General features: G+C 68.7%; 12 protein-coding genes. 10 read left to right on the top strand and 2 right to left on the bottom strand.

Annotation, left to right across the window (positions count from 1 at the left end; all coding sequences use genetic code 11):
* The 9 genes from I5803_RS15600 to I5803_RS15560 all read left to right on the top strand — a co-directional run bounded on the left by I5803_RS15600 (position 1) and on the right by I5803_RS15560 (position 15,423).
* Positions 1-1,710 carry a sensor histidine kinase gene (locus I5803_RS15600; RefSeq protein ID WP_196987253.1) on the top strand — a complete coding sequence of 570 codons (1,710 nt, stop codon included), beginning with the start codon at positions 1-3 and terminating at the stop codon, positions 1,708-1,710.
* Positions 1,710-3,179 (top strand): sigma-54-dependent transcriptional regulator, encoded by a 1,470-nt coding sequence (locus tag I5803_RS15595; RefSeq protein WP_196987252.1) that lies wholly within the window; start codon positions 1,710-1,712, stop codon positions 3,177-3,179. Before I5803_RS15600 ends, I5803_RS15595 begins: the two co-directional genes overlap by 1 nt.
* Positions 3,166-3,753 carry a 1,6-anhydro-N-acetylmuramyl-L-alanine amidase AmpD gene (ampD, locus tag I5803_RS15590; RefSeq protein ID WP_196987251.1) on the top strand — a complete coding sequence of 196 codons (588 nt, stop codon included), beginning with the start codon at positions 3,166-3,168 and terminating at the stop codon, positions 3,751-3,753. The genes I5803_RS15595 and ampD overlap by 14 nt, the downstream gene beginning before the upstream one ends.
* 370 nt (positions 3,754-4,123) lie before the next feature.
* Entirely contained in the window at positions 4,124-7,042 is a 2,919-nt protein-coding gene (locus I5803_RS15585; RefSeq protein ID WP_196987250.1) for a ribonucleoside-diphosphate reductase subunit alpha, read from the top strand.
* Positions 7,043-7,188: 146 nt separating this feature from the next.
* Complete coding sequence (locus I5803_RS15580; protein WP_196987249.1) at positions 7,189-8,436, top strand: ribonucleotide-diphosphate reductase subunit beta; 1,248 nt, start codon at positions 7,189-7,191, stop codon at positions 8,434-8,436.
* Between the two features lie 168 nt (positions 8,437-8,604).
* Positions 8,605-9,072 (top strand): histone, encoded by a 468-nt coding sequence (locus I5803_RS15575; protein WP_196987248.1) that lies wholly within the window; start codon positions 8,605-8,607, stop codon positions 9,070-9,072.
* A 683-nt stretch (positions 9,073-9,755) separates the two neighbouring features.
* The gene (gene gorA, locus I5803_RS15570; RefSeq protein WP_196987247.1) at positions 9,756-11,123 is read left to right on the top strand and encodes a glutathione-disulfide reductase; all 1,368 of its coding nucleotides are present in this window, start codon (positions 9,756-9,758) and stop codon (positions 11,121-11,123) included.
* Between the two features lie 117 nt (positions 11,124-11,240).
* Entirely contained in the window at positions 11,241-13,559 is a 2,319-nt protein-coding gene (locus I5803_RS22340; RefSeq protein WP_196987246.1) for a DUF6600 domain-containing protein, read from the top strand.
* A gap of 10 nt (positions 13,560-13,569) precedes the next feature.
* On the top strand, positions 13,570-15,423 hold the full coding sequence (locus I5803_RS15560) for a DUF6600 domain-containing protein (protein WP_196987245.1): 1,854 nt from the start codon (positions 13,570-13,572) through the stop codon (positions 15,421-15,423).
* Positions 15,424-15,486: 63 nt separating this feature from the next.
* On the opposite strand, the gene I5803_RS15555 is transcribed toward I5803_RS15560, so the two are convergent.
* A complete protein-coding gene (locus I5803_RS15555; protein ID WP_196987244.1) occupies positions 15,487-15,750 on the bottom strand; it encodes a hypothetical protein in 264 nt (87 codons plus the stop codon).
* Positions 15,751-15,911: 161 nt separating this feature from the next.
* Here I5803_RS15555 and I5803_RS15550 point away from each other — a divergent pair, with 161 nt between their 5' ends.
* Positions 15,912-17,405, top strand: coding sequence for an AMP nucleosidase (locus tag I5803_RS15550; protein ID WP_196987243.1), 1,494 nt, complete (start codon positions 15,912-15,914; stop codon positions 17,403-17,405).
* A 9-nt stretch (positions 17,406-17,414) separates the two neighbouring features.
* Here the strand turns inward: I5803_RS15550 and I5803_RS15545 are convergent, their stop codons facing one another.
* On the bottom strand, positions 17,415-18,653 hold the full coding sequence (locus tag I5803_RS15545) for an MFS transporter (RefSeq protein ID WP_196987242.1): 1,239 nt from the start codon (positions 18,651-18,653) through the stop codon (positions 17,415-17,417).
* Positions 18,654-18,680 lie beyond the last annotated feature (27 nt).

The following is an 18,680-nucleotide window of genomic DNA, read 5'->3' as shown; positions in this document are numbered from 1 at the left end:
ATGAGCGCGCCGCTCCCGGGCATGACCGCGGCCACGGAGCCGCCCCCGCTGGCCGACGACTCCGCCTTCTCCCGACTATGGCGCGGCTTCACCACGGCGCGCGTGTCCATCGCGGTGGTGCTGCTCCTCACGCTGTGCACCCTCTACATGCTGGTGCCGGCGCTCAACATCGACGGCTGGCTGATCGGGCTGTGCACGACCTACCTCGTCGCGACCATCGCGGTTCGCATCTTCACGTCGCCGCTGCCGCCCGGCCGCACCTTCGATCCGCAATGGGTCTACACCATCGGCATCGACCTGCTCACGTTCTCCACGCTGCAGTTCCTGCAGGCGGGCGCGATCAACTATTCGCCCCTCTTCGCCCTTCCGGTGCTGATGGGATCGGTGCTGGGCTCCGCCCTGCTCGCACTCGCGACCGCCGCCGCGGTGGCGCTGCTGCTGCTCACCGATGCGTGGGTGTGGTCCCTGCACCTGCCGGGGGAATTCGCCGCGCGCTTCCTGCAGGCGGGCCTCACGGGCATCGGCTACTTCGCGGTGGCGTTCCTCGCGAACCAGCTGGCCGCCCGCCTCGCGCGCGAGGAGCTGGCGGCACGCCTCAGCCAGCAGGCCGCGCGCATGCAGTCCCAGGTCAACGAGCTCGTGATCGAAACCCTGGCCGACGGCGTGCTGGTGGTGGACGCGAAGGGCCTCGTGCACACCGCGAACCCGGCCGCGCGCGTCCTGCTCGGCATGGGTCCGGCGCTGGACTCCGCGCCCTTCGAACTCGGGGCGCGGTCGGGCTGGCAGCCGATGATGCAGCTCGCGCAGCTCACGTTCGCCCAGCGCGCCGCGCAGAAGGCCGAGATCGCGGTGGAAGTGGACGGCGCGAGCCCGCGCCGCATGCACGTGCGCACGCGCCTCACCCCGCAGGAGCACCAGGCCGAAAGCCTGTGCGTGATGTTCATGGAGGACCTGCGGGAGATGGAAGCGCGCCTGCGGACGGAGAAGCTCGCGGCGATGGGCCGCATGTCCGCCGCCGTGGCGCACGAATTCCGCAACCCGCTCGCCGCGATCGCGCAGGCCAACGAGCTGATGGAGGAGGACCTGCACGAACCCGGCCTGAAGCAGCTCAGCTTCCTCGTGCGCAAGAACGCGCAGCGGCTCGCGCAGATCGTCGACGAAATCCTGGACATCTCCCGCGTGCAGCACCAGGGCCTGCGCGCGCCGCCCGCGCTGGAGCTCGACGCCGCCGTGTCCAGCACCTGCGCCGACTGGATGCTGCAGGGCAAGTGCGCCGATCGCGTACAGGTGACGCTCGCCGCGCCGCGAGTGCAGGTGCCGTTCGACGCCGACCACCTGCGCCGGGTGCTCGTCAACCTGCTGGACAACGCGCTGCGCTACGCGGGCACGCGCCCCGATTCGATCCGCGTCTCCACCCACGCCGGCGAAGGCCCGCCCACCCTGCACGTCTGGAGCGACGGCGCGCCGCTGGAGCCCAGCGTGGAGAGCCACCTGTTCGAGCCCTTCTTCTCGTCGGAGAGCCGCTCCAGCGGGCTGGGCCTCTATATATGCAGGGAATTGTGCGAGCGGCACGGCGCCGTCATCGCCTACCGGCGCGTGGTGGCGGGCCCCGCGGGGCCGGGCCGGGAGGGCAACGACTTCAGCGTGGTGTTCCGCGCCGGCGGCCTGCCCCTTGCGGGCGCCGCCTCAACTGACACAATAGCCGCCTGATGCCTCCTTCCGCCCCCGCGCAGGTCCTGGTTGTCGACGACGAACCGGACCTGCGGACCCTGTACGAACTCACGCTGCTGCGCGAAGGCTATCGCGTGGATGCCGCCGGCACGCTCGCCGAAGCCTGGACGCAGCTCGAATCGCGCAAGTTCGACGCGGTGATCACCGACATGCGCCTGCCCGACGGCCTGGGCCTCGAGCTGCTGCACCGCATGCTGGCCCAGCAGCGCACCGAGCGCTGCATCGTCATGACGGCCTACGGCTCCGCCGAGAACGCGGTGGAGGCCCTGAAGGCGGGGGCGTTCGACTACCTCACCAAGCCGGTGGACCTCAAGCAGTTCCGCACCGTGGTGGCATCGGCCATCCAGGACAGCGCCGCGGCCGCCCGCGCACGTCCCGCGTCCGCGGTGCGTGCGCCGGGCAACGGCGAACGCCCCTCGGGCGCGCAGGCCGCGCTGCAGCGCCTCGTCGGCGAATCGCAGGCGATGCGCACCGTCAAGGAGCGCATCGGCAAGGTCGCGCGCAGCATGGCGCCCGTGCTGGTGCGCGGCGAATCGGGCACCGGCAAGGAGCTCGTGGCGCGCGCGATCCATGCCTGCAGCCACCGCGCCGACGCGCCCTTCGTCGCCGTCAACTGCAGCGCCATCCCGGAGGCCTTGCTGGAGGCCGAATTCTTCGGCGCGAAGAAGGGCTCCTACACCGGCGCCGCCGCCGACCGCGAGGGCTACTTCCAGGCGGCGCGGGGCGGCACCCTCTTCCTCGACGAGATCGGGGACCTGCCGCTCGCGATGCAATCCAAGCTCCTGCGCGCGATCCAGGAGCGCCAGGTGCGCGCGCTCGGCTCCACGCAGGAAGACACCGTGGACGTGCGCATCGTGAGCGCCACCCACAAGGACCTCGCCGCCGACGTGCACGCGGGCCGCTTCCGCCAGGACCTGTACTACCGCCTGAACGTGATCGAGATCCTGGTGCCGCCGCTGCGCGAGCGCCGCGAGGACCTCCCCGCGCTGTGCGACGCGCTGCTGGGGCGCATCGCGCAGGAATCGGGCATGCCGCTGCCGGTGCTCTCGCCGATGGTGCTGGACCAGCTGCTGGCGCATCCGCTGGGCGGCAACGTGCGCGAACTGGAGAACCTGCTGCATCGCGCGGTCGCCCTGTCCGACGGCGAGGAACTGCAGGTCGACTTCGCGCCCACGCGCCGGCCCGACGAACCGGCGCCCTCGCAGGCCGCTGCGCCCACCGCGCCCGTGGACGCGCCCGTCCGCGTGGCCGACGGCATCCCGTCGGACCTGCAGGCCTGGCTCGACCAGCAGGAGCGCGACATCCTGGTGAAGGCGCTGCACGACAGCGGCTTCAACCGCACCGCGGCGGCGCAGCGCCTGGGACTGTCGCTGCGGCAGATCCGCTACCGCATTGCGCGCCTCGCGATCGCCGCGCCGGGCAGCGACGACCCGAATGACGCCGCCTGATTCCGCGCAGCCCGGCCTGTGGGACGCCGGGCGCTACCGCTTCGCGCGCTGGATGGCCTCCCCCAACTTCGGGCCGCGGCCGGCCGGCGCCGTCATCGACCTCGTGGTGGTGCACTCCATCAGCCTGCCGCCCGGGCAGTGGGGCGGCGACGGCGTGCAGCGCCTGTTCACCAACACGCTGGACTGGAACGAGCATCCGTACTTCAAGACGATCGAGGGCATGGAAGTCTCCTCGCACTTCTACATCCGCCGCGGCGGCGAGCTCTGGCAGTTCGTGAGTTGCGACGACCGCGCGTGGCACGCCGGCGCCTCGTCGTATCGCGGACGCGACAACTGCAACGACGACTCCATCGGCATCGAGCTCGAAGGGCTGGAAGGCGGCAGCTTCGAGCCGGCGCAGTACGAGGCGCTCACCGACCTGTGCGCCGCGCTCGCGCAGCACTATCCCATTGCCCATATCGCAGGCCACGAGCACATCGCGCCGGGCCGCAAGCAGGACCCGGGCGCCGGCTTCGACTGGATGCGCGTGCGCGCGAACCTCGGCTGGCCCGCCGCCTGGTTTCCGCGGACCTAGTTCACGGACGCGTTGCGCGCGGCGCGCGTGGCGAGGGCGCGTGCGTTGCGCGCGGCCCACGCACGCGGAGGGGCAACATTTTTTTACGACACGCGCCGAATCGAGCGCTTATGCGGGGTGCGCGGATGTTTGCCGCGCGATGCCGCGCCAATGCTGGCGTGTGGACGGCACAGCGTTGAAAAACGCCACTTGCAACCCGGCCATACGCAACGCTCAACACCCTATCCACAGAATATCGACATACTTGGTAGAAGCACTACCTGTAGTGACCTTGACTCCTTCGACACCCCATATATAGTGCTTGAGGGCCACGAGGGGCTGTACACTTCGCCCCTCTCCAAAAATACCAACAGACGAGGAAGTAGCCAGTATGCAATCTGTTCTGAGCACCCCGAACGCAGCCACCTCCGGCAACGCCCCCCACACCCCCCACGCAACGCAGCAGCCGATCGCCAACGCGCCGGCGAATGCGCTCGCCCACTACCAGATCATCCGCCGCAACGGCGCGGTGGTCCCCTTCGAGCCCAACAAGATCGCCATCGCGATGATGAAGGCCTTCCTCGCCGTGCACGGCACGCAGGGCGCCGCATCCGCCAGCGTCCGCGAGACCGTCGACGAACTCACGCAGGCCGTGATCCGCGCCATGGTGCGCTCGCGCCCGGGCGGCGGCACCTTCCACATCGAGGACGTGCAGGACCAGGTCGAGCTCGGCCTGATGCGCGGCGGCCACCACGAGATCGCCCGCGCCTACGTGCTCTACCGCGAGCGCCGCACGCAGGAGCGCGCGCGCCAGCAGGTCGAGGAAGCGCCCAAGGCGCCGGCGCTGCACGTGCTCGACGGCGGCCAGCGCATCCCGCTGGACCTCGACAACCTCAAGGGCCTGATCATCTCGGCCTGCCAGAACCTCGGCGCGGACATCAAGCCCGACCCGATCATGGCCGAGACCATGCGCAACCTGTACGACGGCGTCCCGATGGACGAGGTCTACAAGGCGTCCATCCTCGCCGCGCGCACCCTGATCGAAAAAGACCCGGACTACACCTACGCCACCGCGCGCCTGCTGCTGCACACCATCTTCAAGGAAGTGCTGGGCCGCGACCTGCCGCCGTCCGAGATGGCGCAAAGCTACGCCGACTACTTCCCCGGTTTCATCAAGAAGGGCGTGGACAACGAGCTGCTCGACGAGAAGCTGCTGCAGTTCGACCTGAAGAAGCTCGCCGGCGCCCTGAAGGCCGAGCGCGACCTGCAGTTCGACTACCTCGGCCTGCAGACCCTGTACGACCGCTACTTCCTGCACGTGCGCAAGACGCGCATCGAGCTGCCCCAGGCCTTCTTCATGCGCGTGGCCATGGGCCTGTCGCTCAACGAGATCGACCGCGAGGCGCGCGCCATCGAGTTCTACGAAGTGCTGTCGAGCTTCGACTTCATGTCGTCCACGCCGACCCTCTTCAACGCCGGCACGCTGCGCTCGCAGCTGTCGTCCTGCTACCTCACGACGGTGCCGGACGACCTGGACGGCATCTACGAGTCCATCAAGGAAAACGCGCTGCTCTCCAAGTTCGCGGGCGGCCTGGGCAACGACTGGACGCGCGTGCGCGCGCTCGGCTCCCATATCAAGGGCACCAACGGCGAGTCCCAGGGCGTCGTGCCCTTCCTGAAGGTCGTGAACGACACGGCCGTCGCGGTGAACCAGGGCGGCAAGCGCAAGGGCGCGGTCTGCACCTACCTGGAATCCTGGCACCTGGACATCGAGGAGTTCCTGGAGCTGCGCAAGAACACCGGCGACGACCGCCGCCGCACGCACGACATGAACACGGCCAACTGGATCCCCGACCTCTTCATGCGCCGCGTGATGGAAAAGGGCGAGTGGACCCTGTTCTCCCCGTCGAACGTCCCGGACCTGCACGACAAGTTCGGCGCCGAGTTCGAGAAGGCCTATGTCGCCTACGAGGAGAAGGCGAAGCGCGGCGAGATCAAGCCCAGCAAGACGGTGCAGGCCACCGACATGTGGCGCAAGATGCTCTCGATGCTGTTCGAGACCGGCCATCCCTGGATCACGTTCAAGGACGCCTGCAACATCCGCTCGCCCCAGCAGCATGCCGGCGTCGTGCACTCGTCCAACCTGTGCACCGAGATCACGCTCAACACCAGCGACACCGAGACGGCCGTCTGCAACCTGGGTTCTGTGAACCTGCTGCAGCACCTGAAGGACGGCGGGGTTGACCACGACAAGCTCAAGAGGACCATCACCACGGCGATGCGCATGCTCGACAATGTGATCGACATCAACTACTACGCCGTCAAGAAGGCCCGCGACTCCAACATGCGCCACCGCCCGGTCGGCCTGGGCGTGATGGGCTTCCAGGACGCGCTGTACGAACTGCGCATCCCCTACGCCTCGCAGGAGGCCGTGGAATTCGCCGACAAGTCGATGGAAGCGGTCTGCTACCACGCCTACTGGGCGTCGACCGAGCTCGCCCGCGAGCGCGGCAAGTACTCCAGCTACAAGGGCTCGCTGTGGGACAAGGGCGTGATGCCCCTGGACACGCTCGACCTGCTCGCCAAGGCCCGCGGCGGCTATGTGGAAGTGGACCGTTCCGCGTCGCTGGACTGGGACGCCCTGCGCCAGAAGATCGCGAAGGACGGCATGCGCAACAGCAACTGCGTCGCCATCGCGCCCACCGCCACTATCTCCAACATCATCGGCGTGGACGCCTCCATCGAGCCCTGCTTCGGCAACCTCTCGGTCAAGTCGAACCTGTCGGGCGAGTTCACCGTCATCAACCACTACCTCGTGCGCGACCTCAAGCGCCTGAACCTGTGGGACGACGTGATGGTCATGGACCTGAAGCACTTCGACGGGTCGCTGCGCCCGATCGACCGCGTGCCGCAGGAAGTGAAGGCGCTCTACGCAACCGCGTTCGAAGTCGAGCCGGTGTGGCTGGTGGAAGCCGCCGCCCGCCGCCAGAAGTGGATCGACCAGGCGCAGTCGCTCAATATCTACATGGCGGGCGCCTCGGGCAAGAAGCTCGACGACACCTACAAGCTCGCGTGGCTGCGCGGCCTGAAGACCACCTACTACCTGCGCACGACGAGCGCGACGCACGCCGAGAAATCCACCGTGCAGTCGGGCCGCCTGAACGCGGTGTCGTCCGGCGGATCGCAAGGCGGAATGAGCGCACTCGAAGCGGCCGCGGCGGCCGCGCAATCGCAGATGGCCGCAGCGGCGCCGGCCACCGACATCAAGTTCTGCGCGATCGACGACCCGGGTTGCGAAGCGTGCCAGTGAGCATCGCGTGATCCTCGCGCATCGAAAATTTTGTCGGTCTTCTCCGACATCCCTCGATGCAATTGAGCAACACAATCGGGCAGTGATGTGAACGAACACTTTGCAATTCGCATCACTGCTCACATAATCCGAGCATTGGAAAACTTATGTTGACCTGGGACGACGAAGTCAAGCCCACATCGCCAGCATCGAATAGCGGTTCACTCGGTTCGAACCGCGAGGTGGAGCATTCACCTCTGCAAATTCCAGCCAACGCCATCCTGCACCCCGCGCTGCGGCCCTTTTCGGCCGGCGGTGAAGTCAAGGTGACGCCCAAGCAAGCTGCCCCCGCCATGCAAACGCCATCGCCCAAGCCAGACGCGCAACCGCCTTCGCAGCGGCGCGTCAACGCCGCGGACAAGCGCATCATCAACGGCCAGACGGACGTCAACCAGCTGGTGCCGTTCAAGTACAAGTGGGCCTGGGAGAAGTACCTCGCCGCCTGCTCCAACCACTGGATGCCGCAGGAGGTCAACATGACCCGCGACATCGCCACGTGGAAGGACCCGAACGGCCTGACCGAGGACGAGCGCCGCATCATCAAGCGCAACCTCGGCTTCTTCGTGACGGCCGACTCGCTCGCCGCCAACAACATCGTGCTGGGCACCTACCGCCACATCACGGCGCCCGAGTGCCGCCAGTTCCTCCTGCGCCAGGCGTTCGAGGAGGCGATCCACACGCACGCCTACCAGTACATCGTGGAATCGCTCGGCCTGGACGAGAGCGAGATCTTCAATGCCTACAACGAAGTCCCCTCGATCCGCGAGAAGGACCAGTTCCTGATCCCCTTCATCGAGGCGATCAGCGACCCGAACTTCCGCACCGGCACGCACGAGACCGACCAGACGCTCCTGAAGAGCCTGATCGTCTTCGCCTGCCTGATGGAGGGACTCTTCTTCTACGTCGGCTTCACCCAGATCCTGGCGCTCGGCCGCCAGAACAAGATGACCGGCGCCGCCGAGCAGTACCAGTACATCCTGCGCGACGAGTCGATGCACTGCAACTTCGGCATCGACCTCATCAACCAGCTCAAGCTCGAGAACCCGCAGCTCTGGACTTCCGAGTTCAAGGCGGAGATCAAGGCCCTCTTCCAGAAGGCCGTCGAGCTCGAATACCGCTACGCCGAAGACACCATGCCCCGCGGCGTGCTCGGCATGAATGCCTCCATGTTCAAGGGCTACCTGCGCTACATCGCGAACCGTCGCGCGACGCAGATCGGCCTCGAAGCGCTCTTCCCCAACGAGGAAAATCCCTTCCCGTGGATGAGCGAGATGATTGACCTGAAGAAAGAGCGCAATTTCTTCGAAACCCGCGTGATCGAATACCAGACGGGTGGCGCGCTTTCCTGGGATTAGATTCGCTTCGCTGCGATCACAAGCGACCGGCCGCAGAGCACGGCGCGCAGCGGGCAAAGGTGTTCATGAAGCTGGGCTTTGGCCCAACTTCATGGATCGCTCCGTGCAACCAACAAGCATGGAGTGCAAATCGGTTGATGTTGATCAACTTGAACAGGAGAAATGAAAATGGCAACTGCGAAAAAAGCAACGGCGAAGAAGGCCGCTAAGAAGGCTCCGGCCAAGAAGTCGGCAGCGAAGAAGGCTCCGGCGAAGAAGGCCGCAGCGAAGCGTCCGGCAGCGAAGAAGGCTGCCGCGAAGCGTCCGGCCGCCAAGAAGTCGGCCGCGAAGAAGGCGCCGGCGAAGAAGACCGCGGCCAAGAAGGCCGCGAAGAAGGCGCCTGCCAAGAAAAAGGCCGCCAAGAAGACGACGGCGAAGAAGGCCGCCAAAAAGGCCCCTGCGAAAAAGGCTGCCAAGAAGGCTGCGAAAAAGCCTGCGAAGAAAGCAGCGAAAAAGCCTGCTGCCAAGGCCCCTGCGAAAGCTGCCGCGAAACCGGTAGCCAAGGCGGCGCCTGCCGCTGCTCCGGCGATGCCGGCAGCGCAGACCACGCTGAACCCGCAGGCCGCATGGCCTTTCCCCACGGCCAGCAAGCCCTGACGGAAAGCGGTTCACCGCTCAAGCCCGACGCCGGAAGGTGTCGGGCTTTTTTCATGGGCCGTTGGTTTGGGTGGCGCGCGCAGGGCCGCGTCAGGCGGTGCCCGGTAGGGGCTCATACTGCGGCGGTTTTGCTTCGCAAAACTTCCCTGGGATTTCCGGGCTGGGGGCGGGGCCGCAAAAACTCGCTTCGCTGACGCTCTCGCTCAAACACTTGCGGCCAGTCAGTTCACGAAGCGCGCAAGCGCGCCCGCCCCCAGCCCGGAAATCCCAGGCGCCGCAGAAATCGCCCCTACCGGGCACCGCCTGCCGCGACCCGGAGAGTGGTACTCGGATGTTCAAACCGCAGGCACGCCACTCCTCGGGTCGTGGCAGGCGGTGTGCGGCAGGGGCGATTTCTGTGGCGGCTGCTTTCGCTGCTCCGGCGGCGGAGCGCGCTTGCGCGCCTTGTGAACTGACTCACCGCAAGTGTTTGAGCGAGAGCGCAGCGAAGCGAGTTCTTGCGGTGCCGCCGCCGGAGCAGCGAAAGCAGCGGAGTTTTTGCGGAGCAAAAACCGCCACAGTATGAGCCCCTGCCGCATACCGCCTGACGCGACCCGCGCAAGTCACAAGACAGCAAAAGCGCGCCGTCACGACACTCCGCCTCCAATTCCGGCAAGATGCCCGCTCCAAACCGGAGGACACCCATGGCAGACACTGACTACGACCTCTTCGTCATCGGCGGCGGCAGCGGGGGCGTGCGCGCGGCGCGCATGGCGGCGCAGCGCGGCGCGCGCGTGGGGCTGGCGGAGGCCGCGGCGCTGGGAGGCACCTGCGTCAACGTGGGCTGCATCCCGAAGAAGCTCTACAGCTACGCGGCGCACTTCGCGCACGACATCGAGGATGCGGCGGGCTACGGGTGGGACGTCACCGCACCGCGCTTCGACTGGGCGCGGCTCAAGGCCAACCGCGCCAAGGAGATCTCGCGGCTCAACGCGGTGTACCAGCAACTGCTCCAGAGCCCCGGCGTGGAGATCGTGCGCGGCTGGGCGACGCTCACGGGCCCGCATGCGGTGTCGGTACGCACCACGCATGGCGTGAAGGCGATCAAGGCAAAGCACATCCTCGTGGCCACCGGCGGCACACCGAGCGTCCCCGAATTCCCGGGCCGCGAACACGTGTTGACGTCCGACAGCATGTTCGACCTCGACCCCTTTCCCAAGCGCCTGGTGGTGGTCGGCGGCGGCTACATCGCCTGCGAATTCGCCTCGATCTTCAACGGGCTGGGCTCGAAGGTGACGCAGCTTTATCGCGGCGAGCAGGTGCTGCGCGGCTTCGACCCGGACGTGCGCGGCTTCATCGCGCGCGAGATGACCCGCAGCGGGATCGACCTGCGCATCGGCACCGACGTGCGCAGCATCGCGCGTTCGGCGCACGGCCTGGACGTCAAGCTTTCCGACAACAGCACGCTCCAGGCGGATGTCGTGCTGTATGCGACGGGCCGCGTGCCGAACGTGAACGGGCTCGGGCTCGATGCGGCCGGCGTCAAACAGGGCAAGGACGGCGCGATCGCCGTGGACGGCACCTACGCCACCTCGGTGCCCTCCATCCACGCGGTGGGCGACGTCACCGCGCGCATCCAGCTCACGCCGGTCGCGCTCGGCGAGGCGATGGCGGTGGTGGACAAGCTGTTCGGCGAGGGCCGGCGGAAGATGGACTACGACTTCATCCCCACTGCGGTGTTCACGCACCCGAACATCGCCACCGTCGGCCTCACGGAGGACCAGGCGCGCAAGGCCTTCGAGAGCGTGACAATTTTCCGCAGCGAGTTCAAGCCGCTGAAGCACACCCTCTCGGGCAGCGGCGAGCGCATGCTCATGAAGCTCGTGGTCGACGCGAAAACCGACCGCGTCGTGGGCCTGCACATGGTCGGCGCGGATGCCGGCGAGATCGTGCAGGGGTTCGCGGTGGCGATGAAGGCGGGGGCCACCAAGGCGGTGTTCGACGCAACGATCGGCATCCACCCGACCGCAGCAGAGGAATTTGTCACGATGCGCGAGCCCGTCCCGGCCTAGCGCCGCGCGCTTTACAGGGCATTACAAAAAACGGGGGCCGAAGGGGTACGCTTTACCTGCGCTTTGCGATCTTTTCACCGGTTCTGGCGTTCTATACATCCGGAGAGAGATGCCCCCATGAAGTCCGCGCGCTACTACCGTTGCCTCCTTGTCCTGCTGCTGCCTTTGGGCGCCGCGTTGTACGCGCACGCCGCCCCGCAGGCGGACCCGCCGTGGCGCGTCGCGCGCCTGAACGTCGCGGAAGGCGCGGTCGCATTCGCACCCGCGGGCGACACGGAATGGACGGAAGTGCCGCGCAACCGCCCGCTCGTGCGGGGCGACCGGCTGTGGACGGACAAGGGCTCGCGCGCGGAAATCCAGGCGGGCTCCTCTGCCGTGCGGATGGATGGTTCGACGCAGCTGGAAATCATCGCGCTGGACGACCAGTCCGCGCAGCTCAGCGTCACGCAGGGCACCGTCTACGTGCGCGTGCGCAGCCTGCCCGAGCTCGAAAACTTCGAGATCGACACCCCCAACCTCGCGTACCGCGCGGCCTATCCGGGCGACTACCGCATCGACGTCGACGCGGCCAACGGCACCACGCGCGTCACCATCCACTCGGGCACGGGCGCGGCCTACGGCGAGGGCGGCCAGATGGTGGCCCTGGGCGGCGGCCAGCAGGTGACCTTCCGCACCAAGGGGCTGGTGCAGCTCGCCTCGCAGGAATCCCCGCCGCAGGACAACTTCGACCGCTGGGCCGCCGAGCGCAACCGGCGCGAAGACCAGTCGATCTCCGCGCGCTACGTCCCGCGCGAGGTCGTGGGCTACCAGCAGCTCGATGCGCACGGCCAGTGGTCGCAGGACGCGACGCTGGGCGCCGTGTGGACACCGCACTCGCCGCCCGCCAACTGGGCGCCGTACCGCAACGGCCACTGGGAATGGATCGACCCGTGGGGCTGGACCTGGATCGACGACGCCGTGTGGGGCTTCGCGCCCTTCCACTACGGACGCTGGACGCAGATCAATTCGCGCTGGGCCTGGGTGCCGGGGCGCATGGGCCTCAAGCCCGTGTACGCGCCTGCGCTCGTGGCCTTCATCGGCGGCAGCAACGTCGCGTGGTTCCCGCTCGCCCCCGGCGAGGCCTGGCAGCCCGGTTATGCGGCCAGCCCGGTGTACATGAGCAACGTGAACCGCAACCTCACGGTGCAGCCGAACGCCACCTACGCGTTCCAGCGCAACCCCGAGGCGCTGACCGCGATCCCGGCCGAGGACTTCCAGCGCGGCACGCCCGCCAAGGCAGGTTGGCTGCGCGTCGCGGCGAACGTGTTGACCAATGCGAAGGTGGTGCCTCCGCCCGCCGTGCCGCAGCGCATCGCCCCGGCGGCCGCGCCGCGCGCCGTCGCCGTGGCGCGGCCACCGCAGCCCGCGCCGACCGCGGGGCCGGTGGCGCCTGTGATCGTCGCAGCCGCGCCGGCTGCTGCGCCCGCCCCTGCGGCACCCCCGGCGCCGGCCGCAATGCCCGCGAAAGCGGCGCCGCCGGCATCGGCAGCAGCACCCGCGAAAGCAGCGGCCCCGGCCCCGGTAGCAGCGCCCGCGAAGTCAGCGCCCCCCGCCCCTGCAGCTGCGCCCGCGCCCGTCCTCGCCACCGTGCAGCAGCGTGCGCAACCGGCCGCGACGACACCGCAAGTGCCACGCGTTCAGCAGCCCACGGTGCAGGCACAAGCACAAGCACAGGCCCAGGCCAAATTGCAGGCCGAGCAGGCCAGGCGCGAACAGTCGGCGCGGCGCGAGCAGGAAGCCAAGCGCGAGCAACTCGCCCGGCGTGAACAGGCCGCCAGGCGCGAAGAGCTCGCCCGGCGTGCGGAACGCGCGCAGCGCGAACAGTTCGCACAGCGCGAGCAGGACAAGCGCCGCGCGGAATCCGCCCGCCGCGCCGAGCTGGCCAAACGCGAGGAGATCGCGCGCCGCGAAGAACTCGCCCGGCGCGAGTTGGCGCGCCGGGAACTGCTCGCCAAGCGCGCGGAGAAGCAGAAGCTCGAGCAGCAGGCACGCCGCGCGGAGCAGGCCAGGCGCGAGGCCCTCGCGCAGCGCGAGGAAGCACAGCGGCGCGAGGCGCATGCGCAGCACGTGGAGCAGGCGCGCAAGGCCGCGGACCAGGAAGCCCAGGCGCTGCGCGATGCGCGCGCCAAGCGCGAACGCGAGGAAGCGGCCGCGAAGGAGCGCGAGCAGCGCGAACTGGCGCAGCGCGAAGCGCAGCAACGCGAAGTCGCCCGGCGCGACGCCGAACTGCGCCAGCAGCAGGCGCTCGCCGAGCAATGGAGGCGCGATCGCGCGGCGTGGGAGCAGCAGCAGCGCGACCGCCGCAACAACGGCCGCCCGGACCTGCGCGAAGTCGACCGCCGCAACCGCTCGCCCGAATCCCGGGGCATTCCCATCCTGTCGCAGCCCATGAGCTGAGGAGACCGCCATGATCCGAACGAGACAACTCATCCGTCCGCTGCTCGCGTTGGCGCTTGCCGCCTGCGCGGCCATCGGCTTCGCCCAGCAGCAGGTGCAGCAGGGCGACCCGCCAGCCCGTGTCGCGAGCCTCTCGCAGATCGAGGGCAGCGTCGCCTATGCGCCGCCCGGCGAGACCGAATGGGCGGACGCGGGCCTCAACCGCCCCATCACGCAGGGCGACCGGCTCTGGGTCGACCGCGGCTCGCGGGCCGAACTGCACATGGGCTCCTCGGTGCTGCACCTGGACGGGCAGACCTTCCTGGACGTGGCCGCGCTGGACGACGACGTGATGCAGGCGAGCCTGAACGACGGCACGGTGAACGCGCGCGTGCGCGACCTGCAGCCCGGCGAGAACTTCGAGATCGACACGCCGCAGCTCGCCTTCCGCGCGACGCAGCCCGGCGACTACCGCATCGACGTCGACGCGAAGCAGGGCACGACACGCGTCACGGTGCGAAGCGGCGCGGCGCTGGTGTTCGGCGCGGGCGGCCAGCCGCAGCAACTGCGCGCCGGCCAGGAAGCCGCCTTCACGGGGCAGGACCTCGACCGGATCGCCCTGCCCGCGGCCGCCGACAACGGCTTCGACCGCTGGGCGCAGGCGCGCAACCGGCTGGAAGACCAATCGGTGACGGCGCGCTATGTCCCGCGCGACGTCGTGGGCTACCAGCAGCTCGACGCCTACGGGAGCTGGGCCCAGGACGCGACGTACGGTGCCGTCTGGTATCCGCGCGAAGTCGCGGTGGACTGGGCGCCGTACCGCTACGGTCACTGGGACTTCATCGCGCCCTGGGGCTGGACCTGGGTGGACGACGCGCCCTGGGGCTTCGCGCCCTTCCACTACGGGCGCTGGGCGCAGGTCGGCACGCGCTGGGCGTGGGTGCCCGGCCGCCTCGGTCCGCGCCCGGTGTACGCACCCGCGCTCGTCGCCTTCGTGGGCGGCAACGGCGGCGTGGACTGGAGCATCTCCTTCGGCTCCAACCCCGGCATCGGCTGGTTCCCGCTCGGCCCCGGCGAAGCCTGGCGCCCGACCTATCGCGCAAGCAGCATCTACCTGAGCAACGTGAACCGCTACGTGGCCTACGGCAACCGCTACCCGACCACCTATGTGCACCAGCACCGCCCGAACGCGTGGACCTCCGTGCGCGTGGAAGACTTCAGCCGCGGGCGGCCCGTGCACAACAGCTGGCAGCCGGTGCGGGCCGGCGAGATCGGCCGCGCGCAGATCGTGAACCAGCCCTCGGCCCTGCCGCCCCCGCGCCGCTTCGTCGAGAACAACGCTCCCGCGCGCCTGCGCTCGCTGCCGCCGCCGCAGGCGATGCAGCCGGCGGCGACGCCTCGCGCGCAACCGATATTCCAGGGACAAGCCGGCCCGCGCCCGCCCGTCGCAGAGCAGCGCAGCGTCCAGCCGCTCGCGCCTCCGCGCATGCAGCAGGAACGGCCCGTTCCGCAGCCGCGCCAGCCAGAGGCCCTGCAGCAGCAACAGCAGATCCGCCAGCAGCAGGCGCAGGAGCGTGCGATCCAGCAGCAGCAGCGCCAGCAGGTCCAGGAACAGAGGCAGCAGGCGCAGGAGCAAAGGCAACTGCAGCACCAGCGCGACGCCGAAGCGGCGGCCGCGCGTCGTGCCCAACCCATGCCGCAGCAGCCGCCGCGTGCGATGCCGCCGCCCCCCGCGCAAGTGCACCCGCAGGTGCAGCAACAGCAGGCGCCGCGCCATGAGCCGCGCGAGCAGCGCGTCCGCCCGCAGCCCGACCCGGGTGAAAAGGGCAACGGAAACGGCCCCGACGAACAGGGCCGCGGCCGCGGGCACAACCGGGGCGGCTAGTTTCGCCCGACGTGAAAAAGCCGCCCTCGGGCGGCTTTTTTCATCGTCCGATGCGGACGGGTGTCAGTTCAGCGCTTCGTCGAAGTTGCGCACCACGGGGGCGGCAGGCTTGTCTTCTTCGGGTGGCAGGTAGATGGTAGTGCGGTCGATCTTGGAATCGAAGGCGGCCAGTTCGGCGCTCGCGCTGCGGATCACCGCCTTGTCCAGGGGATGGCACTGGCGCTGGCTCAGTCGGCGAAGCGATTCGGATTGCTCGATCATCTCGCGGACCATCGCCGGGTCGGTCATCAGAGCGAAGGGGTTGCCGCACATAGCTGCTGTTCTCATTGCCTCATCTCCTGTCGGATGCAAAGTTCGTGTGCATGAACTTTGGCTGAGGCTGCCCGTTTTCGAAGTCAGGTCGTTTCGTTACACCTTGTAGGACACGTGCTCGCGCCCGGGGGGTGGGGAGAACGAGTCGGTTCATCTTGCGTTGCACAATAGGCGGCATGCCTTACATGCCGCCTTTCATCGCCCCCAGCCGGCACACCGACCCGGCGAGCGCGCTCGAGCAGGTCCGCGCCATCTACTCCCAGCAGATCGACCACTTGCGCAACGCCATGCAACGCTATGTCGCCGGTGAGGCACTGCCCGGGCATGTGAGGGCTTGCTATCCATTCGTGCGAATCCACACCGACACTGTGATCCGGCAGGCCGCGCTGGAAAAGTCCGGTTTGTCCTATGGCTTCGTCGCCGGTTCCGGTCGCTTCGAAACCACGCTCACGCGTCCGGACCTCTACGGCAACTACTACCTCGAGCAGTTCCGCCTCCTGCGGCAAAACCATGCGGTCGAGCTGGAAGTGGGCACCAGCACGCAGCCGATTCCGGTGCACTTCTCGTTCGCCGAACATGACCATATCGAAGGTTCGCTGTCGGCCGAGCGGCGCGCCATGTTGCGCGACGTATTCGACCTGCCCGACCTCGGCTCGATGGACGACGGCATCGCCAACGGCACCTGGGTCGCCGGTGCCGGCGAGGCGCAGCCGCTCGCGCTCTTCACCGCGGCGCGCGTGGACTATTCGCTGCACCGCCTGCGCCACTACACGGGTACCGCGCCCGATTGGTTCCAGAACTTCGTCCTCTTCACCAACTACCAGTTCTACATCGACGAATTCGTGAAGCTCGGTCACGAGGAGATGGCCAACCCGGACAGCGTCTACACCGCGTTCATCGAGCCGGGCAACGTCGTCACGCGCCGCACGGGGCTGGCCGCGGAAGCGAACGATGCGCTCGGCGCGGTGCCGCCGCGGCTGCCGCAGATGCCCGCCTACCACCTCACGCGGCAGGGGCACGGCGGCATCACGATGATCAACATCGGCGTCGGCCCCGCGAATGCCAAGACCATCACCGACCACGTCGCCGTGCTGCGTCCGCATGCGTGGATGATGCTCGGCCACTGCGCGGGCCTGCGCAACAGCCAGCAATTGGGCGACTACGTGCTCGCCCACGCCTACGTGCGCGAGGACCACGTGCTCGACGAGGAGCTGCCGCTATGGGTGCCGATCCCCGCGCTCGCGGAAATCCAGCTCGCGCTGGAGCAGGCCGTCGGGGACGTGACGGGCTACAAGGGCGCCGACCTGAAGCGCATCATGCGCACCGGCACCGTCGCCAGCACGGACAACCGCAACTGGGAACTGCTGCCGGGCAACGTGCCGCAGCGCCGCTTCAGCCAGAGCCGCGCGGTGGCGCTCGACATGGAGAGCGCCACCATCGCAGCCAACGGCTTTCGGTTCCGCGTGCCCTACGGCACCCTGCTGTGCGTGAGCGACAAGCCGCTGCACGGCGAGATCAAGCTGCCCGGCATGGCCAACCAGTTCTATCGCGAGCGCGTGGACCAGCACCTGCGCATCGGCATGCGCGCGATCGAGATCCTGCGCGCCGAAGGCAGCCAGCGGCTGCATTCGCGCAAGCTGCGCAGCTTCGACGAAGTCGCGTTCCAGTAGCCCGCACGATCACCGGCGGCGCGGCATGACGATCAACGCCGCGACCAGGCACAGCGGAAGGTCGATGCCCCACAGCAGCGCGTCGCTGCCGGTCGCCTCCGCCGCCCAGCCCCCCAGCCAGATGCCGGCGAAGCTGCCCAGCTGGTGCACGACCATGACGATGCCGAGCAGCGTTCCCAGGCGCGCCACGCCGTGCTCGCGTGCGATGAGCTGCGCTGTCGGCGGCACCGTCGCCATGGTGCTCGCGCCCATCAGCACGCCGAATGCCAGCATCGCTTCGCTCGACACGGGCAGCAACAGCAGCAGCGCGATCCCCGCCGCACGGACGCAGTAGACCGCGGCCAGCAGGCCCTGCGCGTTGTGCCGCTTCATGGCGAGCCCGATCGCGATGCTGCCTGCGATGTTGGCGGCCGCCGAGATGGCGAGCCACGTGCCCGCGAGGAACGAAGGCAGCCCGCAGCGCTCGATCACCCCCGGCATGTGCACGTTCAGGAATGCCACGTGGAATCCGCAGAGGCCGAAGCTGAGGGCCGGGCGCCAGAAGCTCCACTGGCCCAGGGCGTCCGCGATGGGGGCGCCGTGCGAGGCGCTCGCCGCCGACCCACCACGACGCAGCGCGAAGGCCAGCGGCAGCGCGACGAGACTCGCCGCAGCAAGGACGACCAGCGCGGCGCGCCAGCCGTGGGCATGGATCGTCCACTGCATCGTCGGGCCGATCAGCAGCTGCCCGGCCGACCCGCCCGCACCCACGATGCCGACGGCGACCCCGGCCAGGCCCGCGGGCACCGCGCGATTGACTTCGCCCAGGAGCAGGCCGTTGCTGCCCACGGCGCTGGCGGCGACGGACGTGATGATGAGGCTGGCCGCGATCAGGGCCGCGATGCCGGTGGCCGCGGGCAGGGCGGTGCTGAGCGCGAGCAACAGCGCGCCCGCGGCGACCACGCGCGCGGCGCCGAAGCGGTCGGCGATCGCGCCGAGCAAGGGCTGCGTCACTCCCACGGCGAGCTGGCCGATCGCCAGCGCGAGGCTCAGGTTGGCCAGCCCCAGGCCGGACCAGGAATTCAGCGGCGAGACGAACAGGCCGATGGCGCTGCGCCCGCCCATGGCGAGCGCCATGAGACCGGCAGCGGCCAGCGTGACGCGTGCCGCACCGAAAGCGACGGGGGCCGCCGAAGTCGGCGGGGCGATGGAGGCCGCCGGCGGCGGCAGGGCCATCAACGGCCCGGCGGTGGTGGTGGTGTGTTGCATGGCCCGACTGTCGCCCGGGGCGCGTTG

The sequence above is a fragment of the Caenimonas aquaedulcis genome, assembly GCF_015831345.1.
GTDB classification, from domain to species: domain Bacteria; phylum Pseudomonadota; class Gammaproteobacteria; order Burkholderiales; family Burkholderiaceae_C; genus Ramlibacter; species Ramlibacter aquaedulcis.
Note: the sequence above shows the minus strand (reverse complement) of the source record. Positions and strands in the feature narration are given on the sequence as shown.

Bases quoted from the DNA above. Each gene is read 5' to 3' on its own strand.
- I5803_RS15600 (WP_196987253.1), top strand. From the start codon at position 1: ATGAGCGCGCCGCTCCCGGGCATGACCGCGGCCACGGAGCCGCCCCCG.
- I5803_RS15595 (WP_196987252.1), top strand. From the start codon at position 1,710: ATGCCTCCTTCCGCCCCCGCGCAGGTCCTGGTTGTCGACGACGAACCG.
- ampD (WP_196987251.1), top strand. From the start codon at position 3,166: ATGACGCCGCCTGATTCCGCGCAGCCCGGCCTGTGGGACGCCGGGCGC.
- I5803_RS15585 (WP_196987250.1), top strand. From the start codon at position 4,124: ATGCAATCTGTTCTGAGCACCCCGAACGCAGCCACCTCCGGCAACGCC.
- I5803_RS15580 (WP_196987249.1), top strand. From the start codon at position 7,189: ATGTTGACCTGGGACGACGAAGTCAAGCCCACATCGCCAGCATCGAAT.
- I5803_RS15575 (WP_196987248.1), top strand. From the start codon at position 8,605: ATGGCAACTGCGAAAAAAGCAACGGCGAAGAAGGCCGCTAAGAAGGCT.
- gorA (WP_196987247.1), top strand. From the start codon at position 9,756: ATGGCAGACACTGACTACGACCTCTTCGTCATCGGCGGCGGCAGCGGG.
- I5803_RS22340 (WP_196987246.1), top strand. From the start codon at position 11,241: ATGAAGTCCGCGCGCTACTACCGTTGCCTCCTTGTCCTGCTGCTGCCT.
- I5803_RS15560 (WP_196987245.1), top strand. From the start codon at position 13,570: ATGATCCGAACGAGACAACTCATCCGTCCGCTGCTCGCGTTGGCGCTT.
- I5803_RS15555 (WP_196987244.1), bottom strand. From the start codon at position 15,750: ATGAGAACAGCAGCTATGTGCGGCAACCCCTTCGCTCTGATGACCGAC.
- I5803_RS15550 (WP_196987243.1), top strand. From the start codon at position 15,912: ATGCCTTACATGCCGCCTTTCATCGCCCCCAGCCGGCACACCGACCCG.
- I5803_RS15545 (WP_196987242.1), bottom strand. From the start codon at position 18,653: ATGCAACACACCACCACCACCGCCGGGCCGTTGATGGCCCTGCCGCCG.